The organism is Pseudomonas sp. SWRI99, assembly GCF_014270125.1.
In the GTDB taxonomy this organism is placed as follows: Bacteria; Pseudomonadota; Gammaproteobacteria; order Pseudomonadales; family Pseudomonadaceae; genus Aquipseudomonas; species Aquipseudomonas hamedanensis.
In genome coordinates, this window is sequence record NZ_JABWQR010000003.1 from 133859 (window position 1) to 151620 (window position 17762).

16 protein-coding genes and 1 pseudogene are annotated in these 17762 nt (G+C 60.9%); 3 read left to right on the forward strand and 14 right to left on the reverse strand.

What is annotated here, in order from left to right; all coding sequences use genetic code 11:
* Nucleotides 1-132 precede the first annotated feature (132 nt).
* A complete protein-coding gene (locus HU743_RS03625) occupies nucleotides 133-537 on the forward strand; it encodes a DUF4398 domain-containing protein (RefSeq protein WP_186621212.1) in 405 nt (134 codons plus the stop codon).
* 55 nt (nucleotides 538-592) lie between these two features.
* Nucleotides 593-1381 (forward strand): OmpA family protein, encoded by a 789-nt coding sequence (locus tag HU743_RS03630; RefSeq protein ID WP_186646972.1) that lies wholly within the window; start codon nucleotides 593-595, stop codon nucleotides 1379-1381.
* Nucleotides 1382-1552: 171 nt separating this feature from the next.
* Here HU743_RS03630 and HU743_RS03635 read toward each other — a convergent pair whose 3' ends face one another.
* The 7 genes from HU743_RS03635 to prfB form a co-directional block, all read right to left on the reverse strand.
* Nucleotides 1553-1882: a hypothetical protein gene (locus tag HU743_RS03635; RefSeq protein WP_186646974.1), complete on the reverse strand. Its 330-nt coding sequence runs from the start codon at nucleotides 1880-1882 to the stop codon at nucleotides 1553-1555.
* Nucleotides 1879-2784 (reverse strand): alpha/beta hydrolase, encoded by a 906-nt coding sequence (locus HU743_RS03640; RefSeq protein ID WP_186646976.1) that lies wholly within the window; start codon nucleotides 2782-2784, stop codon nucleotides 1879-1881. Before HU743_RS03640 ends, HU743_RS03635 begins: the two co-directional genes overlap by 4 nt.
* Nucleotides 2785-2948: 164 nt before the next feature.
* The gene (locus HU743_RS03645) at nucleotides 2949-4199 is read right to left on the reverse strand and encodes a flavohemoglobin expression-modulating QEGLA motif protein (protein ID WP_186551137.1); all 1251 of its coding nucleotides are present in this window, start codon (nucleotides 4197-4199) and stop codon (nucleotides 2949-2951) included.
* A 60-nt stretch (nucleotides 4200-4259) separates the two neighbouring features.
* Nucleotides 4260-4814, reverse strand: coding sequence for a hypothetical protein (locus HU743_RS03650; protein ID WP_186646978.1), 555 nt, complete (start codon nucleotides 4812-4814; stop codon nucleotides 4260-4262).
* A gap of 157 nt (nucleotides 4815-4971) precedes the next feature.
* Nucleotides 4972-5685 (reverse strand): TetR family transcriptional regulator, encoded by a 714-nt coding sequence (locus HU743_RS03655; protein ID WP_186551087.1) that lies wholly within the window; start codon nucleotides 5683-5685, stop codon nucleotides 4972-4974.
* Between the two features lie 105 nt (nucleotides 5686-5790).
* A complete protein-coding gene (lysS, locus tag HU743_RS03660) occupies nucleotides 5791-7293 on the reverse strand; it encodes a lysine--tRNA ligase (RefSeq protein WP_186551088.1) in 1503 nt (500 codons plus the stop codon).
* Nucleotides 7294-7423: 130 nt separating this feature from the next.
* A protein-coding gene (gene prfB, locus HU743_RS03665) for a peptide chain release factor 2 (RefSeq protein ID WP_099758102.1) occupies nucleotides 7424-8519 on the reverse strand; the annotation gives its coding sequence in 2 pieces (ribosomal slippage) (nucleotides 7424-8446 and nucleotides 8448-8519; 1095 coding nt in all).
* A gap of 123 nt (nucleotides 8520-8642) precedes the next feature.
* Between prfB and HU743_RS27115 the strand changes: the two are divergent.
* Nucleotides 8643-8732 (forward strand): annotated as a pseudogene (locus HU743_RS27115) (DUF4381 domain-containing protein); the annotation flags it as partial.
* 13 nt (nucleotides 8733-8745) lie between these two features.
* On the opposite strand, the gene HU743_RS03670 reads toward HU743_RS27115, so the two are convergent.
* Genes HU743_RS03670 through HU743_RS03700 form a run of 7 tightly spaced genes read right to left on the reverse strand, consistent with a single transcriptional unit; the run spans nucleotide 8746 to nucleotide 17176 of the window.
* Complete coding sequence (locus HU743_RS03670; RefSeq protein ID WP_186635179.1) at nucleotides 8746-9747, reverse strand: PleD family two-component system response regulator; 1002 nt, start codon at nucleotides 9745-9747, stop codon at nucleotides 8746-8748.
* A gap of 48 nt (nucleotides 9748-9795) precedes the next feature.
* Nucleotides 9796-10806: a chemotaxis response regulator protein-glutamate methylesterase gene (locus HU743_RS03675; protein WP_186646980.1), complete on the reverse strand. Its 1011-nt coding sequence runs from the start codon at nucleotides 10804-10806 to the stop codon at nucleotides 9796-9798.
* A complete protein-coding gene (locus HU743_RS03680) occupies nucleotides 10803-13073 on the reverse strand; it encodes a hybrid sensor histidine kinase/response regulator (protein ID WP_186646982.1) in 2271 nt (756 codons plus the stop codon). The genes HU743_RS03675 and HU743_RS03680 overlap by 4 nt, the downstream gene beginning before the upstream one ends.
* Nucleotides 13070-13753: a chemotaxis protein CheW gene (locus tag HU743_RS03685; RefSeq protein WP_186646983.1), complete on the reverse strand. Its 684-nt coding sequence runs from the start codon at nucleotides 13751-13753 to the stop codon at nucleotides 13070-13072. Before HU743_RS03685 ends, HU743_RS03680 begins: the two co-directional genes overlap by 4 nt.
* A complete protein-coding gene (locus HU743_RS03690; protein ID WP_186646985.1) occupies nucleotides 13750-15021 on the reverse strand; it encodes a CheR family methyltransferase in 1272 nt (423 codons plus the stop codon). The genes HU743_RS03685 and HU743_RS03690 overlap by 4 nt, the downstream gene beginning before the upstream one ends.
* Nucleotides 15018-15554: a chemotaxis protein CheW gene (locus HU743_RS03695; protein ID WP_186646987.1), complete on the reverse strand. Its 537-nt coding sequence runs from the start codon at nucleotides 15552-15554 to the stop codon at nucleotides 15018-15020. The genes HU743_RS03690 and HU743_RS03695 overlap by 4 nt, the downstream gene beginning before the upstream one ends.
* Nucleotides 15554-17176 carry a methyl-accepting chemotaxis protein gene (locus tag HU743_RS03700; protein ID WP_186646988.1) on the reverse strand — a complete coding sequence of 541 codons (1623 nt, stop codon included), beginning with the start codon at nucleotides 17174-17176 and terminating at the stop codon, nucleotides 15554-15556. The genes HU743_RS03695 and HU743_RS03700 overlap by 1 nt, the downstream gene beginning before the upstream one ends.
* Between the last annotated feature and the right edge of the window lie 586 nt (nucleotides 17177-17762).

Here is a 17762-nt window from a genome sequence, read left to right on the forward strand (position 1 = left end):
TGAACTTTTCAAAAATGCCTTCGGTCGGAACAGGTAACCACGCCTGGAACGAGCGTTTCAATTCGCGTCAACAAGCGATGCTTTCGGCTCCTCTGCCAGGATGGATTCAGTTGTATTTTCAGGAGATGCCTAATGGAGTTGAAGACCATGAAAACCCAAACCTCGTTTTCCCACCTGCACGGTCTGAAACTGGCCGCTCTGGCCATCGGCACCAGCTTCATCCTTGCCGGTTGCGCCGGTAACCCACCCACCGAGCAATACGCGGTGACCCAGTCGGCGGTCAACAGCGCGGTCAGCGCTGGCGGTACCGAATTCGCCGCCGTGGAAATGAAGCAGGCGCAGGACAAACTGAAACAAGCTGAAATCGCCATGCACGACAAGAAGTATGACGAGGCCCGTCGCCTGGCCGAACAGGCTGAGTGGGACGCTCGTGTCGCTGAACGCAAGGCACAGGCCGCCAAGGCCGAACAGGCTGTGAAGGATTCCCAGAAAGGTGTTCAGGAACTGCGTCAGGAAAGCCAGCGCACTGTGCAGTAAGCGCGCATCCGGACCGCAAAGCTGAAACTCTTACCGATAGAAAGGACGACAAATTATGCGTAAGCAACTGATGATTCCCGCTCTCCTCGCCGCAAGTGTTGCTCTGGCTGCCTGCTCCACCCCGCCGAACCCGAACCTGGAACAGGCACGCACCAACTACGCCGGCCTGCAAGCCAACCCACAGGCGAGCAAAGTCGCGGCGCTGGAAACCAAAGATGCCAGCGATTACCTGGACAAGGCCGACAAGGCTTATCTGGACAAAGAAGACGCGGCCAAGGTTGATCAACTGGCTTATCTGACCAACCAGCGCGTGGAAGTGGCCAAGCAGACCATCGCTCTGCGCACCGCTGAGAACAACCTGAAAAACGCCGCAGCCCAACGTGCCCAGGCACGCCTGGATGCCCGTGACCAGCAGATCAAACAGCTGCAGGACAGCCTCAACGCCAAGCAGACCGATCGCGGCACGCTGGTGACTTTCGGTGACGTGCTGTTCGCCACCAACAAGGCTGAACTGAAATCCAGCGGCCTGGTGAATATCAACAAACTGGCGCAGTTCCTCCAGGAAAACCCGGATCGCAAAGTGATCGTCGAGGGTTACACCGACAGCACCGGTACCGCGAGCTACAACCAGTCGCTGTCCGAGCGCCGCGCGACTTCCGTGCAAATGGCGCTGATCAAGATGGGCGTCGATCCAGCACGCATCGTCGCTCAGGGTTATGGCAAGGAATACCCGGTTGCTGATAACGGCAGTGTCTCGGGCCGTGCGATGAACCGTCGCGTGGAAGTGACCATTTCCAACGACAACCAACCGGTTGCACCGCGTTCTTCGATGAGCTCGAACTAAGCTTCACCGCGTAACGCAAACGCCCCGCCTGACTTCATCAGGCGGGGCTTTTTTGTGCATGAAGACAAATCCTGTAGGAGTGAGCCTGCTCGCGATAGCGGTGTGTCTGCCAAATCAATGTTGGCTGATCGGGCGCTATCGCGAGCAGGCTCACTCCTACATTGGATCGGGTTATTGCTCGAGTTTTTGCGGAGTTTCCTCACCCATGCAGCGCACCGCTTTCTTCTGCGCATTGACTAACACGCCGGTCAGGCCTTTCTGCTCGGTATCATATAGCACCAGCACGCCATCAATGCACTGCGCCACCTGTGGCGCGGGCGTCAGGGAGACTTTGTAGTCCTCGCCGGGAACGGTTTTGAGCATGGTGAATTCGTTGAGCAGCAGCGCATCCTCGGGTTTGGCGAAGTGCAGGTAGCCGTAGTACCACAGCGCCCCGACAGTGCCGAGGATGCTGCAAATACCGGTGATGATCAGCGGGATGGCGTTACGTTCTTCAGTCATTGCGGACTCTCATTTTCAGAATTCGGGGGTGACGGGTAATTGGGGATTTCGCCGAGGCGGCGCAGACCGTTGAAGTGTTCGGGGTCGTCGAGATAGCGCAGCATGACCTGCCGCCATACCGGGTCGCCGAAGGTCTGTACGTGACCGCCACGGGTCAGCTGCAACACGCGCGGCGGCGGCGCTGCCTGATACAGGCGAATGCCGTTGGCCATCGGCACCAGCGGATCGTCGATGCTGTGGAAGATCAGCTTGGGCACGCCCGTCAGCTGCGCCATCGAGTTGAGCGCGCTGTCGCCATCGGGCACCAGCCAGGACAGCGGCACTTGCAATGGCCAGGTCAGCCATGAGGTGCTGAGGGCGAACTGGCCGACGCTGCGGTAACTGGCGGGCACGCCGTCGAGCACCAGGGCCTTGAGCTGCTTTTGTCGCTCGGGGTGCTGCACCAGCCAATGCACCGCCATCGCACCGCCGAGGCTTTGCCCGAGCAGCACCAGCGGTTTGCCTTTGACTTCGGGCGCGTTGTCGAGCCAGGCGAATGCCGCGTCGATGTCCTGATAAATCGCCGGCAAACTCGGCTTGCCCTCGGACAAGCCGTAGCCGCGATAATCGACCAATAGAACCTGATAGCCGTTCTTCGGGAGCCACCAGCTACCGCCCAGGTGCATCGGCAGATTGCCGCCGTTGCCGTGCAGGTGCAGGACAGTGCCTTTGACCTCGACACCGGGTTTGGCCGGCAGCCACCAGGCGTTGAGCTTGAGGCCGTCGGCGGTGGTCAGGGTGACCGTGCGGTATTCGAGTTTGGCTTTATCGGGGGTAAAGACCTGGCCGGGTTCAGGGTAGAACAGCAGCGAACTGCAACCGCCGAGGGTCAGGAGCAGGCAAAGGATGCCGAGGATTCTCATCCGGTGAAACCTCGCAAGAAATGGGCAAACAATCGATTCAGAGAAAAACAAATAACCCTGTGGGAGCTGGCTTGCCAGCGATGGCGGTGGGTCAGCCAACATCAATATTGACTGACAGAATGCAATCGCTGGCAAGCCAGCTCCCACAGAGGATTGTGTTTGGGTTAAAGGATATTGGAGTAATCAGCTTCGATCCGGTCCAGGCTCAAATGGTTGAGGAAGTTGGAGAAGCACATCCACGCCGACAGCGCGTTCAAATCGCGGAACTGATCCGGCAGATATTTGGGCGGCACCACCAGTCCTTCGTCCACCAGTTGCCGCAGGGTACGCATGTCTTCCAGGGTGGTCTTGCCGCAGAACAACAGCGGAATCTGCTCAAGCTTGCCTTTACGCACGGCCAACTGAATGTAGTTGTAAACCATGATAAAGCCCTTGAGGTAGGACAAGTCTTTGGTGAATGGCAGACCGGTCGGTGTCGAGCCACGGAAAACACGACTGGCGTTGCCGTAGCTTTCGGCCATCTCGAAGCCCTGTTCGCGGAAGAACTCGAACACCTGCAAAAAGTCTGCGCCCTCCTCGACCATATGAATCGCACGGGTGCGGTTGGTCAGTTTGCGCAGGCGGCTCGGGTAGGAAGCGAAGGTGATGATTTCCATCAGGATCGCCAGGCCTTCCTGAGTCACAGTCGACGAGGGCGGGCCTTTGGACAGGAAGGTGCAGATCGGCTGATTAAGCCCATTGAGCGTGGTGCCGACGTGGACCAGCCCTTCGTGGACTTCCAGCGCGCGTACGTCGCGCTCGTTGAACATCGCGTCGGTGCGGATCTTGATGTAGTCAGCGCCTGCCGCCGCATCGGCCACGATACCGTCGGACTCGAACACGCGGATGGTTTCCTCGGCCTCGCCGAACACTTTGTTCAGCCGGGTTTGCAGCAGGTGCACAGCCTCCTTGGCGGTGAGGACCTTCGGTTCGTCCTTCAAGTCGCCGCGGCCATCGATGTTGTTGAGGTAGTCGGACATCATCAGGCCGAGATCGGCCAGCGTCGGATCCCCCGCATGAAAGGCATCGGAGGCAGCACCGTACAACTCTTGCGAGATCAGGCCGAAATCCTCGGTGCCGCGCGCTTCGAGCATGCGCACGACCATGCGGTACTCCTTGCACATGCGCCGCATGATCTGCCCGACCGGGTTGAACTGACCGAGCTGACGGGTGATGTCGCGCTCGATGTTCTGGAATTCCAGTTTGACCTGGCTTGAGTCGAACGACAGCGGCCGGTTGAGGTAATAGTCGCGATCAACGGCGGGCAGTTCCTTACCCTTGGCCTTGAGAAAGCCCTTGCGCACGTTCTCGTCCCATTTCACCGCGTCGAGCACGCGGATCGGCGTCTGCGCCAGCACAATGCGGTCGGACAACATGCGTATCGTCTGCTGGTAATCGTCCACCCGAAACTCCTGTAGAAAACGTGACGTACTGAATTAATGACCGCGCGCCTGGCGTTGATAGCGCACGGCTTCGACGAAGACATCGGAATTGGCCGGATCGTCGAGGTAAGCGAAGACCTTGTCGAGATTGCTGTCGACCTGCACGCCGTCGCCGTCATCGGTCTGGAAGGCTTGACCACTCAGGGCTTGCTGTTTGATGGCTTGATTGATCTGATCGAGGTCGAGGTTGTAGACCACCAGTTCGTGCGTGTCAGTCAGCTCGAAACCGGCGATGGTGAAGTGGCCGCCGTATTGTGCCGGGACTTTGGCCGACAGATACCAGCGGCTGCCGTGGCGCGACACGGTGAACGGATAGGCTTCACGCTCGCGCGGTTTGGCCTTGAAATACGTGACGGCCTGATAACGATCCTTGCCGACGCGGGTCAGCTCAAGGTTCATCGGCTCGCCCCAGGCGTTGATGCTCGACCATGTACCGAGCAGGCCGTTGGGCGCCGATTCATGGGCCGGCAGTGGTTCCTTGAACGTCACCAGGCAGCCGCTGAGCAGCAGCAACGACAGGGCCATCAGCACGCCACGCCAGGGTTTCATTCCAGACTCCTTATGAACATTCGCCGCCCTGAACATCGCCACATTACCCTGTGGGAGCGAGCCTGCTCGCGAAAGCGGTGTGTCAGGCAACAAAGATGTTGAATGTCAGACCGCATTCGCGAGCAGGCTCGCTCCCACAGGGTGAAGCAACAGCGGATTACACCGACGCCAGGACCAGGTGCATATACCGCGTCAGAATCCCGAGCATGTCCTCTTCGGCCAAAGGCTCGGCGTCGTTGAGCAGGCCCTGATATTCCATCCGTCCGATAATCGCCGTCAACACTTTGGCATCCTGTTGCGGTTCACGCGAGCCCAGGACCTGAAACAACTGGCAGGTGCCCTGCAACAGAATCTGCTGATGGGAGCGCACCAGCAGCGCCAGACGCGGGTTGAGCAGCGCTTCCTGGCGGAAGGCCTGCTCGGCCATCAGGTGCTCGCGGCGGTTGACCAGTTGCCGGTGAACGTAGTCGGCCATCAGCCGCGCGATATCGTCGGCCAGTTGCGAGCGCGACTCGGGGCTGCCGTCGCCGCTGACCACCATCTCACGCAGCAGGCCTTCATTGTTGATCCACAACTTGGCCATGTAGGCCGCACTGCGTTCAACGTATTGCGCGAAGGTGTCGGTGAGCAGGTCATCGATGTCCTTGAAGTAATACGTCGTCGCCGACAGTGGCACACCGGCCTCGGCCGCCACCGCGCGATGACGCACGGCACGCACGCCGTCGCGCACGACAATGCGCATCGCCGCATCGAGAATGTCCTGGCGACGCTGCTCACTGCCCTGTCGGCTGGCCTTGCGGCCTTGGTACTGAACACTTTCAGCGACCGCAGTGGCGATACCCGCTGCACCTTCTTGAGCTATTGCACCCATCACGACAGCACTTCCTCTGCTATTTGCAAATTAACCAATTGATACATTTGTACCAGACAGGCAATAAAAAGCCGCCTGTTTTAGGCGGCTTTTTAACTGAAACGTTTACGCTTGCGGTCGCATGTGCGGGAACAGGATCACATCGCGGATCGACGGCGAGTTCGTCAGCAGCATCACCAGACGGTCGATGCCGATACCCTCGCCGGCGGTTGGCGGCATGCCGTATTCCAGCGCCCGCACGAAGTCGGCGTCGTAGTGCATGGCTTCGTCGTCGCCAGCGTCCTTGTCGGCGACCTGCGCCATGAAGCGCTCGGCCTGGTCTTCGGCGTCGTTCAACTCGGAGTAGGCGTTGGCGATTTCACGGCCGCCAATGAACAGCTCGAAACGGTCGGTGACGTTCGGGTTGTCGTCGTTGCGACGCGCCAGCGGCGACACTTCGAACGGGTACTGAGTGATGAAGTGTGGCTGCTCCAGCTTGTGCTCGACCAGTTCTTCGAAAATCATCACCTGAAGTTTGCCCAGACCTTCGAAGCCCAGCACCTTGGCGCCGGCCTTCTTGGCGATGGCGCGAGCCTTGTCGATGTCGTTCAGATCATCGGCGGTCAGCTCAGGGTTGTACTTGAGGATCGAATCGAACACCGACAGGCGCACGAACGGCTCGCCGAAGTGGAACACCTTGTCGCCGTACGGCACGTCGGTGCTGCCCAGTACCAACTGCGCCAGCTCGCGGAACAGTTCTTCGGTCAGGTCCATGTTGTCTTCGTAATCGGCGTACGCCTGATAGAACTCCAACATGGTGAATTCAGGGTTGTGACGGGTCGAAACGCCTTCGTTACGGAAGTTGCGGTTGATCTCGAAGACTTTCTCGAAACCGCCGACCACCAGGCGCTTGAGGTACAGCTCCGGGGCGATGCGCAGGAACATTTCCATATCCAGCGCATTGTGGTGGGTTTCGAACGGCTTGGCCGCGGCGCCGCCGGGAATGGTCTGCAACATCGGCGTTTCGACTTCAAGGAAGTCGCGCTTCATCAGGAAGCTGCGGATGTGCGCGATCACTTGCGAACGCACGCGGAACGTCTGGCGCACGTCTTCGTTGACGATCAGGTCAACGTAGCGCTGACGGTAGCGCTGTTCGGTGTCGGTCAGGCCGTGGTGCTTGTCCGGCAGCGGGCGCAGCGACTTGGTCAGCAGGCGCACGTTGGTCATTTCAACGTACAGGTCGCCCTTGCCGGAACGCGCCAGGGTGCCTTCGGCGGCAATGATGTCGCCCATGTCCCAGGTTTTCACCGCGGCCAGGGTTTCTTCCGGCAGGGTTTTACGGTTGACGTAGACCTGAATGCGACCGGTCATGTCCTGGATCACCATGAACGAGCCACGGTTGAGCATGATGCGACCGGCAACCTTGACCGGGATTGCAGCCTCGGCCAGCTCTTCCTTGGTCTTGTCCGCGTACTGTTTCTGCAGTGCATCGCAGTAGTGGTCGCGGCGGAAGTCGTTCGGGAAGGCATTGCCCTTGGCGCGCTCGGCAGCAAGCTTTTCCTTGCGCAGGGCGATCAGGGAGTTTTCTTCCTGTTGCAGGGCTTGCGGGTCGAGTTGTAGGTCGCTCATGTCTTTAAGTATTCCATCAGGTTCATTGCCCCCGGACCTTGCGGCCCGGGAATCGCTCAGCAGGGACCAGGCGTCCCCCTGAGCTCCTACAGTGATCGAGTCGAATCGGTCGATCCTGTGTTGGCGTCTGTTACAGGCCCGATTTCAGGCTGGCTTCCAGGTATTCGTCGATATCGCCGTCGAGTACCTTGTCGCAGTCGCTGCGTTCAATGTTGGTGCGCAGATCCTTGATCCGCGACGCGTCGAGCACGTAGGAGCGGATCTGATGACCCCAGCCGATGTCGGACTTGGTGTCTTCAAGCGCCTGCGACGCAGCGTTGCGCTTCTGCATTTCCTGCTCGTACAACTTGGCCCGCAGCATTTTCATCGCGGTGTCCTTGTTGGCGTGCTGGGAACGCTCGTTCTGGCAGCTGACCACGGTGTTGGTCGGTACGTGGGTGATACGTACGGCCGAGTCGGTGGTGTTGACGTGCTGACCACCGGCACCGGAGGAACGATAGGTGTCGATCCGCAGGTCTGCCGGGTTGATTTCGATTTCCACCTTGTCGTCGATCTCTGGCGAGACGAACACCGCAGAGAACGAGGTATGGCGACGGTTGCCGGAGTCGAACGGGCTCTTGCGCACCAGACGGTGCACGCCGATCTCGGTACGCAGCCAGCCAAAGGCGTATTCGCCCTTGATGTGCACGGTCGCGCCTTTGATCCCGGCGACTTCACCGGCCGACAGTTCCATGATGGTCGCGTCGAAACCGCGTTTGTCGGCCCAGCGCAGGTACATGCGCAGCAGGATGTTGGCCCAGTCCTGCGCTTCGGTGCCGCCGGAGCCGGCCTGGATGTCCAGGTAGGCGTTGTTCGGGTCCATTTCATGGCTGAACATGCGGCGGAATTCGAGCTTGGCTAGATTTTCCTCGAGACGGGCCAGTTCGGCGACGACATCGCCCACTGCGCCTTCGTCGTTTTCTTCGACGGCCATGTCCAGCAAGTCGCGGCAATCGGCCAGACCGCCGTTCAGTTCGTCGAGGGTATCGACGATCTGCGCCAGCGCGGCACGCTCGCGGCCCAGCTCCTGGGCGTATTCAGGTTTGTTCCAGACACTCGGATCTTCAAGCTCGCGATTGACCTCGGTCAGACGCTCATGCTTTTGATCGTAGTCAAAGATACCCCCGAATAGTTTCGGAGCGCTCGGACAGGTCCTTGATGGTGTTCAGGATCGGGTTGATTTCCATGACGGGCAGCACTCGTTGGCGAACTTTTGAAAGCCGGCGAGTATAACGTAAACAGGCTGTCGCGGCAGCCCGTCTGGCGGGTGTGGGGGCGATTCACTTGCCATGGCCTGATGGAGATTCCCTGTGGGAGCGGGCTTGCTCGCGAAAGCGGCGTGTCAGGCGACATCAATGCTGAATGACACACCGTATTCGCGAGCAAGCCCGCTCCCACAAGGGTATCGCGTCGCTATTCAATCCCGACCTGATTACGCCCGTTGTTCTTCGCCAGATACAACCCGCGATCCGCCGCCGAAATCAGCAACCGGCAATCACTGCCCGCCTGCGGCACCATGGTCGCCAGGCCGATGCTGATGGTCAGGTTCGAACCTTCGGCCGGGGTGTTGTGTGGAATATTCAATGCCGCCACGGTCTGGCGCAGCTTCTCTGCCAACAGCCGCGCACCGCCCGGCGAGGTGTTCGGCAACACCAGCACAAATTCCTCACCGCCGTAACGCGCCGGCAGATCAGACGGCCGCGCACTGGCATCACGAATGGCCGTGGCGACCTTGCGCAGCGCCTCGTCACCCTCGACGTGGCCAAAACTGTCGTTGTACGACTTGAAGTAATCGACGTCGATCATCAGCAATGACAACTGGCTCTGATCGCGCAACGAACGGCGCCACTCCAGCTCCAGGTATTCGTCGAAATGCCGGCGGTTGGACAGCCCGGTCAGGCCATCGGAATTCATCAACCGTTGCAGCACCAGGTTGGTGTCGAGCAGTTGCTGCTGACTGACGCGCAGCGCGCGGTACGCCGCATCGCGTTGCAACAAGGTCATGTAGGAGCGCGAGTGGTAACGGATGCGCGCGACCAGTTCGATGGTGTCTGGCAGCTTCACCAGATAGTCGTTGGCCCCGGCGGAGAACGCCGCACTCTTGATCAGCGGGTCTTCCTTGGTCGACAGGACAATGATCGGGATGTCCTTGGTCGCCGGGTGGTTGCGATACTCACGCACCAGGCTCAGGCCGTCGAGGCCGGGCATCACCAGATCCTGCAGGATCACCGTCGGTTTGATGCGCACCGCCTGAGCGATGGCCTGTTGTGGGTCGGAGCAAAAGTGGAAGTCGATGTTTTCCTGGTTCGACAGCCCACGGCGCACGGCTTCGCCGATCATCGCCTGATCGTCTACCAACAACACCATGGCGGCGTTTTCGTCGGTTTTAATGTCGTCGATCTGTAAATCATTCATGGGCGGTCACCTGAGTACTGCGGGGGCCAGGATTGCGGATAAGCCTGTTCATTGAGGGAAAATCTCGAGCAATCGTGGCGCTATCTTTTCCAGAGGGCGGATCTCCACCGCGGCATCAATCGCCGCGGCAGCCTTCGGCATGCCGTACACCGCACTGCTGTGCTGGTCCTGCGCAATGGTCAAATAGCCCTGCTGACGCATAAGCTTAAGCCCTTGGGCGCCATCGCGCCCCATTCCGGTCAACAAAACGCCGACCGCGTCGCCATTCCAGTAACTGGCGACACTCTCGAAAAACACGTCGATGGAAGGGCGATAAATCTCGTTGACCGGCTCGGCGGTGTAGGCCAGCGTGCCGTTTTTCAATAAACGAATATGGTGATTGGTCCCGGCCAGCAGCACCGCACCGCTTTGCGGCGGCTCGCCTTCGCGGGCCAGGCGCACATCCAGGCCACTGGCACTGGCCAGCCATTCGGCCATGCCGGCGGCGAACACCTGATCGACATGCTGCACCAGCACAATCGCCGCCGAGAAATTGTTTGGCAGGCCCTTGAGCAGCACTTCGAGCGCAGCCGGTCCACCGGCGGACGAACCGATGGCGACCAGCCGCTGGCGCGAAGCCGAACTGCGTTGAGCGGTCGGTGCCGGGCGCGATCGCGGCGGTTTCTCGCCGATCAGCCAGCCGATATTGAGGATTTTGCGCAGTAGCGGCGCCGCGGCTTCCTGAGCGTTGCCGGCGCCCAGAGCCGGGGTGTCGACCACGTCCAGGGCGCCGTGGCCCATGGCTTCGAACACCCGGTGCACGTTCTGCTGGCGGTCGACCGTGACGATGACGATTGCGCACGGCGTGTCGGCCATGATCCGGCGCGTGGCTTCAACGCCATCCATGATCGGCATGATCAGGTCCATCAGAATCAGGTCCGGCGTGTATTCGGCGCAGCGTTGCACCGCCTCGGCGCCGTTGCCGGCGACCCAGACCACCTGATGCGAAGGCTCGAAGGCCAGCGCTCGACGCAGGGCCTCCACCGCCATTGGCATGTCGTTGACGATTGCGATCCTCATGCCCGCGCTCCCCCGATGAGCTCGACCACTGCATCGAGCAGGGCGTCGTCATGAAAACTGGCTTTGGCTAGATAATAGTCGGCGCCGGCGTCCAGTCCACGGCGCCGGTCTTCTTCACGATCCTTGTACGACACGACCATCACCGGCAGCGATTGCAGACGGTTGTCGCGGCGCAACAGCGTGACCAGTTCGATGCCGTCCATGCGCGGCATGTCGATGTCAGTGATCAGCAGATCAAAGTCTTCCGAACGCAGCGCGTTCCAGCCGTCCATGCCGTCCACCGCGACCGCGACGTCGTAGCCGCGATTGAGCAGCAGCTTGCGTTGCAGTTCGCGCACGGTCAGCGAGTCGTCGACCACCAGCACCCGCTTGCGTGCAGCCTCCGCGGCATGGTTGCCGTGGCGGGCGATGCGTTCCAGGCGGCCGGTATTGAGCAACTTGTCCACCGAACGGAGCATGTCCTCGACATCGACGATCAGCACCACCGAACCGTCATCAAGGAGGGCACCGGCGGAGATGTCCTGAACCTTGCCCAGACGCTCGTCCAGCGGCAACACCACCAGCGTGCGCTCACCGACAAAGCGCTCAACCGCCACGCCGTAAATCGCCTCGCGCTCGCGGATGACCACGACTTTCAGGGTATCGCCGGCGTTCTGACTGGCCGGGCGATTAAGCAACTGGCTGGCGGCAACCAGCCCGACATGCCGGCCTTCGTGCCAGAAATGCTGGCGCCCTTCCACTTGCACGATGTCTTCGGGCAGCAGATCGCACATGCGTTCAATGTGCGCCAGCGGAAAGGCATAGGCCTCTTCGCCGACTTCTACCACCAGACTGCGCACCACCGACAGCGTCAGAGGTACTTCCAGATGGAAACGACTGCCCTCGCCCGCCGTCTGCTCCAGCGCCACCGCCCCGCGCAACTGGCGGACCATGTGCTGAACGGCATCAAGGCCGACGCCACGCCCGGAGACTTCGGTGACTTTGTCGCGCAGGCTGAATCCCGGCAGAAACAGGAACGTCAGCAGCTCCTCTTCACTCAATTGCGCAGCAGTTTCAGCGGGGGACAACTGCCGTTCGACGATGCTGCGGCGGACTTTTTCCAGATCGACGCCCTGGCCGTCATCGCTCAATTCCAGCATCAGCAGACCGGCCTGATGGGAGGCGCGCAGGCGGATCACCCCCTCCTCCGGTTTGCCCTTGAGTACACGCTGCTCCGGGGTTTCGATGCCGTGATCGACGGCGTTGCGCAGCAAATGGGTCAGCGGCGCTTCGAGCTTTTCCAGCACGTCGCGGTCAACTTGGGTTTTCTCGCCTTCGATCTCCAGGCGTACCTGCTTGCCGAGGCTGCGACCCAAGTCGCGCACCATGCGCGCCTGCCCGCTCAACACGTCGGCGAACGGGCGCATGCGGCAGGCCAGCGCGGTGTCGTAGAGCACTTGCGCGCGCTGGCTGGCCTGCCAGGCGAACTCGTCGAGTTCGGCGTTCTTCTCGCTGAGCAATTGCTGCGACTCGGCGAGCAGGCGCCGCGCATCCTCCAGCGACTCGAGCGCTTCCAGGCTCAGCGCATGTTCCTTCAAATGAACGTTGAGGTTTTCCAGGGCGCGCAGGCCGTTGTTCTGCATGCGTTTGAGACGCTGCATGGTCGCCAGATGCGGTTTGAGGCGCTGGGTTTCCACCAGCGATTTGCTCGACAAATCGAGCAGGCTATTCAGGCGTTCAGCGGTAACGCGCAACACGCGCTCGCCGCCTTCGGTGGTGCGCTTGTTTTTGCGCGGTGCCGGCTCTGTGGGCTCGTCAACCATGGGCGCTGACGCTATTGGCGCTGGCTCGACTGGCAACTCAGCCATCGGCTGCGCGGCAACGACAACGGCTGTCGCAGACGGATCGAGCAAGTGCCCCATCAGCGCCACATAGGCTTCGATGTCTGATGGCTGCGGCGCACTGGCCGGCGTGGCGATGCGCATGAGCAAATCGGTGCCCTGCAACAACGCGTCGATATGCTCGGGACGCAGCAATAAACGACCTTCCTGCGCACTGACCAGACAATCTTCCATGACATGCGCAACGCTGACACCGCTGTCGATCCCGACGATCCGCGCCGCGCCCTTGAGCGAGTGCGCCGCGCGCATGCACGATTCCAGTTGATCGGCCTGGGTCGGGTTGCGCTCCAGCGCCAACAGCCCGGCGCTGAGCACCTGGGTCTGGGCCTCGGCTTCGAGGCTGAACAGTTCGAGCAGAGAGGCGTCGCGCATTTGCTCGGGGGTCATGTCAGGCTCCGGGTCACGGCGGACAACAGCTGTTCTTCATCCAGCCAGCGCAGGCTGTGACCACGATATTGCAGAACGCCACGGGTGTATTTGGCACTGGCCTGCGCGCCGGATTGCGACGCGGCATCGAGGATGCGTTCGTCGATGGCATGAATACCGTCGACCTCATCCACCGGCACCACCACCGGCCCGCCATGGGCGGCGATAATCAGCATGCGCGGCATCACACGCCCACCGCTGGCCGGCGCAACGCTGCCGTCGAGGTCAAGCAATTCCACCAGCGACAGGCAGGCAACCAGCGCGCCACGCACATTGGCCACGCCAAGCAAAGCGCGCGAGCGCTGATGCGGCAGCGAATGAATCGCCTGTAGCGGCGCGACTTCGACAAGGCTGCGCGTGGCCAGTCCGAGCCATTCCTCGCCGAGGCGGAACATCAGCAGCGAGCGGGTTTTGACGTTGGTTTCGACTTGGGTGGCCACCGCATCGCGCTGGTCCTGCTGCAACGAATATCGGTCGAGCAAGCGCGTGGCGGCCGCGGAATACACCGAGCAGTTGCGGCAATGGATGTGCTCTTCCAGCAACGGGCAGGACTTGTCGCCATGGATGCCGATGCGGTTCCAGCAATCGTCGATGGCCCGGGCGTCTTCGTGGGTAACGTTCAAGGTGTCGGACGCGTTCATCGTTTACGCTCACTGTCGGCGGTGCGCCCGCTGCGGGCGGCGCGCTCCTGCAATCGTCGGGCACCCGCCGTGTCGCCCTGGGCCTGCATCAACGCGGCCAAGTGCATCAGCGCTTCGGGGTGTTGCGGTTCGAGGTACAAAGCCTTGCGATAGAACCCCTGGGCTTCGAGGCTTAGACCGGAGACATCGCTGAGCAGCCCAAGCCAGTAAAACACCTGGGCCACCGGCTCATGGCTGCGCAGATACTGCTCGCACGCGGCACGCGCCTCAGCGCTTTTGCCTTCGTTGGCCAGTGCGGCGATCTGGGCCAGCAACGTTGCGGCGTCCGGGTTGGCGGTTTTTTTCGTCACAGGCAAAGCGGTCACTGCGGTGAATGGCCGGTTGCGCACTGGCGCTGGCGGCGTACTGCGCAGTGGTTGGCTGCGCGGCACGGCAACCGGTTTGGGCGTCGGCAGCGGTTCGGGGTGCGGCTCGCTGTGACGGCTGAAGGCGAACGACTGTGGAATGCCGATCGAACGCATGCCCAGGCGCCCGAGCAGGCTGCCCTCGGCCGGGCCGATAAACAGCACGCCGTCGACATGGGTCAGGCGCTTAAGCACTTCGAACACTTGCTTCTGCGTCGGCTGGTCGAAATAGATCAGCAGGTTGCGGCAGAACACGAAATCGAAGGCTGGCTCGTTCGCCAACAGCGTCGGATCGAGGACATTGCCGACCTGCCAGCGCACTTGTTCGCGAACGTATTCGTTGACCCGGTGGCCGTCCTGCTCCGGCATGAAATGCCGCTCGCGAAACTGCAAATCCTGCCCGCGAAACGAGTTTTTGCCGTAAACAGCGCGGCGCGCCTTGTCCACCGACAACGGGCTGATGTCCATGCCGTCGACCTTGAACTGATGCGGCTTGAGCCCGGCATCGAGCAAGGCCATGGCGATTGAATAAGGTTCTTCGCCGGTCGAGCACGGCAGGCTGAGAATGCGCAACGCGCGCATGCTGTTCAATTCGGCGAGACGTTGGCGAGCCAGTTTTCCCAAGGTGGCGAAGGACTCCGGGTAACGGAAAAACCAGGTCTCAGGGACGATCACTGCTTCGATCAGCGCCTGTTGCTCATCCCGCGAGCCTTGCAGCAAATACCAATACTCATCGGCGTGCGCCGCTTGCGACAGCGTCGTGCGTTGGCGCACTGCCCGCTCGATGATCGCCGCGCCCACCGAAGCGACATCGAGGCCGATGCGTTCCTTGAGGAAATCGAAAAAGCGCTGATCGCTGCTCATGACTGCGCCTCAAGCTGCGCCGGGTCCAGCGGCGGATCGGGGAAGAGCAAGGCGCGCACCGATTCATCAAGCAAGTCACTGACCCGCACCCACTGCACCAGTCCGTGCGCGTCCTCGCGCACCGGACCGAGGTAAGGCGCATCGCGGTTGTCGAGGCCGTAGGGCTGAAAATCCTCGGGATGACAGCGCAGGGTATCGGTGGCCTGTTCCAGGATCAGCCCCAGCCATTGCGCCGATTGCGTGGCGTTCGGGCGATAATGCACCAGCACCAGCCGGGTGCTGGTACGCGCCTCGGCAGGTTGGCCAAAGGTCAGCGCGCTGAGGTCGATCACCGGCACCACTGCGCCGCGATAGGCGAACACGCCCGCCACCCACTGCGGCGCCCGGGCGATCGGTTTCAATGGCAGGCGCGGCAATACTTCCGCCACTTCGGTGGCGCGCAGGGCATAGCGTTCGCTGCCGATGCGAAACAGCAGGAACAACGCCTGCTTCGCCACTGGCGCAACGCCGCGTTTGGCGATGATGTCGCTCATCAGACTTTGAATCGCGAGACGCCGCTGCGCAGCCCGACGGCCACCTGGCTCAGTTCATCGATGGCGAAACTGGCCTGACGCAACGATTCGACAGTCTGGCTGCTGGCATCGCCCAACTGCACCAGCGCATGGTTGATCTGCTCGGCGCCGGTGGCCTGTGCCTGCATGCCTTCGTTGACCATCAACACCCGCGGCGCCAGCGCCTGCACCTGATGGATGATCTGCGACAACTGCTCGCCGACCTGCTGCACCTCGGACATGCCCCGACGCACTTCTTCGGAGAACTTGTCCATGCCCATCACCCCGGCCGATACCGCCGACTGGATCTCGCGCACCATCTGTTCGATGTCGTAAGTGGCGACGGCGGTCTGATCGGCCAGACGCCGCACTTCGGTGGCAACCACGGCAAAACCGCGACCGTACTCGCCGGCCTTCTCGGCTTCGATCGCAGCATTGAGCGACAGCAAATTGGTCTGGTCGGCGACTTTGACGATCGTCACCACCACCTGATTGATGTTGCCGGCCTTCTCGTTGAGGATTGCCAGTTTGGCGTTGACCAGATCCGCCGCGCCCATCACCGAATGCATGGTGTCTTCCATGCGCGCCAGGCCCTGCTGGCCGGAGCCGGCGAGTACAGAAGCCTGATCAGCGGCGGTGGACACTTCGGTCATGGTGCGCACCAGATCCCGCGAGGTGGCGGCGATTTCCCGGGACGTTGCGCCGATCTCGGTGGTGGTGGCCGCGGTTTCGGTGGCGGTGGCTTGCTGTTGCTTCGAGGTCGCGGCGATCTCGGTGACCGAGGTGGTCACCTGCACCGACGAGCGCTGGGCCTGGGATACCAGCGACGTCAGCTCGGTCATCATGTCGTTGAAGCCAGTTTCCACCGCACCGAATTCGTCCTTGCGGTCGAGGTTCAAGCGCGAGCTGAGGTCGCCGGTGCGCATGATGTCGAGGATTGTCACAATACGGTTCATCGGCGCCATGATGGCGCGCATCAACAGCAGGCCGCACAGACCGGCCACCAGGACGGCGACCAGCAAAGAGACGATCATGCTGACTTTGGCTGCCGCTACGGCATCGTCGATATTGGCCATGGCGTTATCGGCGACAACTTTGTTCTCGCCAATGATGTCGTTGAGTTTCATGCGACCTGCGAACCAGGCCGGTGTCAGTTTCTCATTGAACAACTTGATGGCATCGGCTTCCAGATTGCGACGGTGCAAGTCCAGCACAGCGTCTTGAATCTGAATGTAGGTGTCATGATATTTCTCGAACAGGGCGAACTCGGAACGGTCCTCGTCCGTGGCCATGGTCTTGCGATAATTGGCCATCTGATCTTGCAGGCGCGCCTCGAAGGCCTTGTAGTCCGCCGCATCCTCGCTGGAAATGCCCTGGCCTTCCTTGAGGCCCAGCAGTTCCTGAGTCTGCAGGTAGCTGTCGACCCACGCGCCACGGATCATCGAGCTGTAATAGACACCGGGAATCGCATCGTCACGCACGCTGTTTTCGCTGGCTTCAATCTTCAACAGCCGCGAATAGGACAGCACCACCATCAGCAACATGATGGCGATAATCACCGCAAAGCTCGCCAAAATGCGTTGGCGCAACGTCCAGTTCTTCACAGTGAATCCTCGTACCTGATCGAAATGCGGGGAGTATAGCCGAGCGCGCTGTTTCATTTATAAGACGCTTTCTAACTGGCGACTCCCACAGGTTTTGCGGATGAAATTCGAATTCGGGGCATACCAAAAATCCCCTGTAGGAGTGAGCCTGCTCGCGATAGCCTTTTATCAGCCGCCAGCGATTTGCCTGCACGGACGCCTTCGCGAGCAAGCTCGCTCCCACAGGTTTTTCGGTGAACCCGGGCTTTCGGGCAACCCACACATCCCCTGTGGGAGCGAGCCTGCTCGCGAAGCAAACACCTCGGTCCCGGCCAATGCCCAACTGCGCAAGAAGTTGCGCAGTAGGTCGTAATATTTCGGGGGTCAATTGCGCTGTAGCCCTTATGGGGAAAGGGCTTCAGCCAAGTGCGCAAGAAGTTGCGCAGTACTGCGCAACTTCTTGCGCACTTTTCATCGTTTGGCAGAGTGAAAACACTCCAGATTTGAAGTTAACAACCCTCAAGCCCCCACCCGCCGGGCACTTCACCAAACCTGGCACGCTCCTTGATACCCCTCAGCCACCCACCGGGCGATTTCGCCTCCGGGC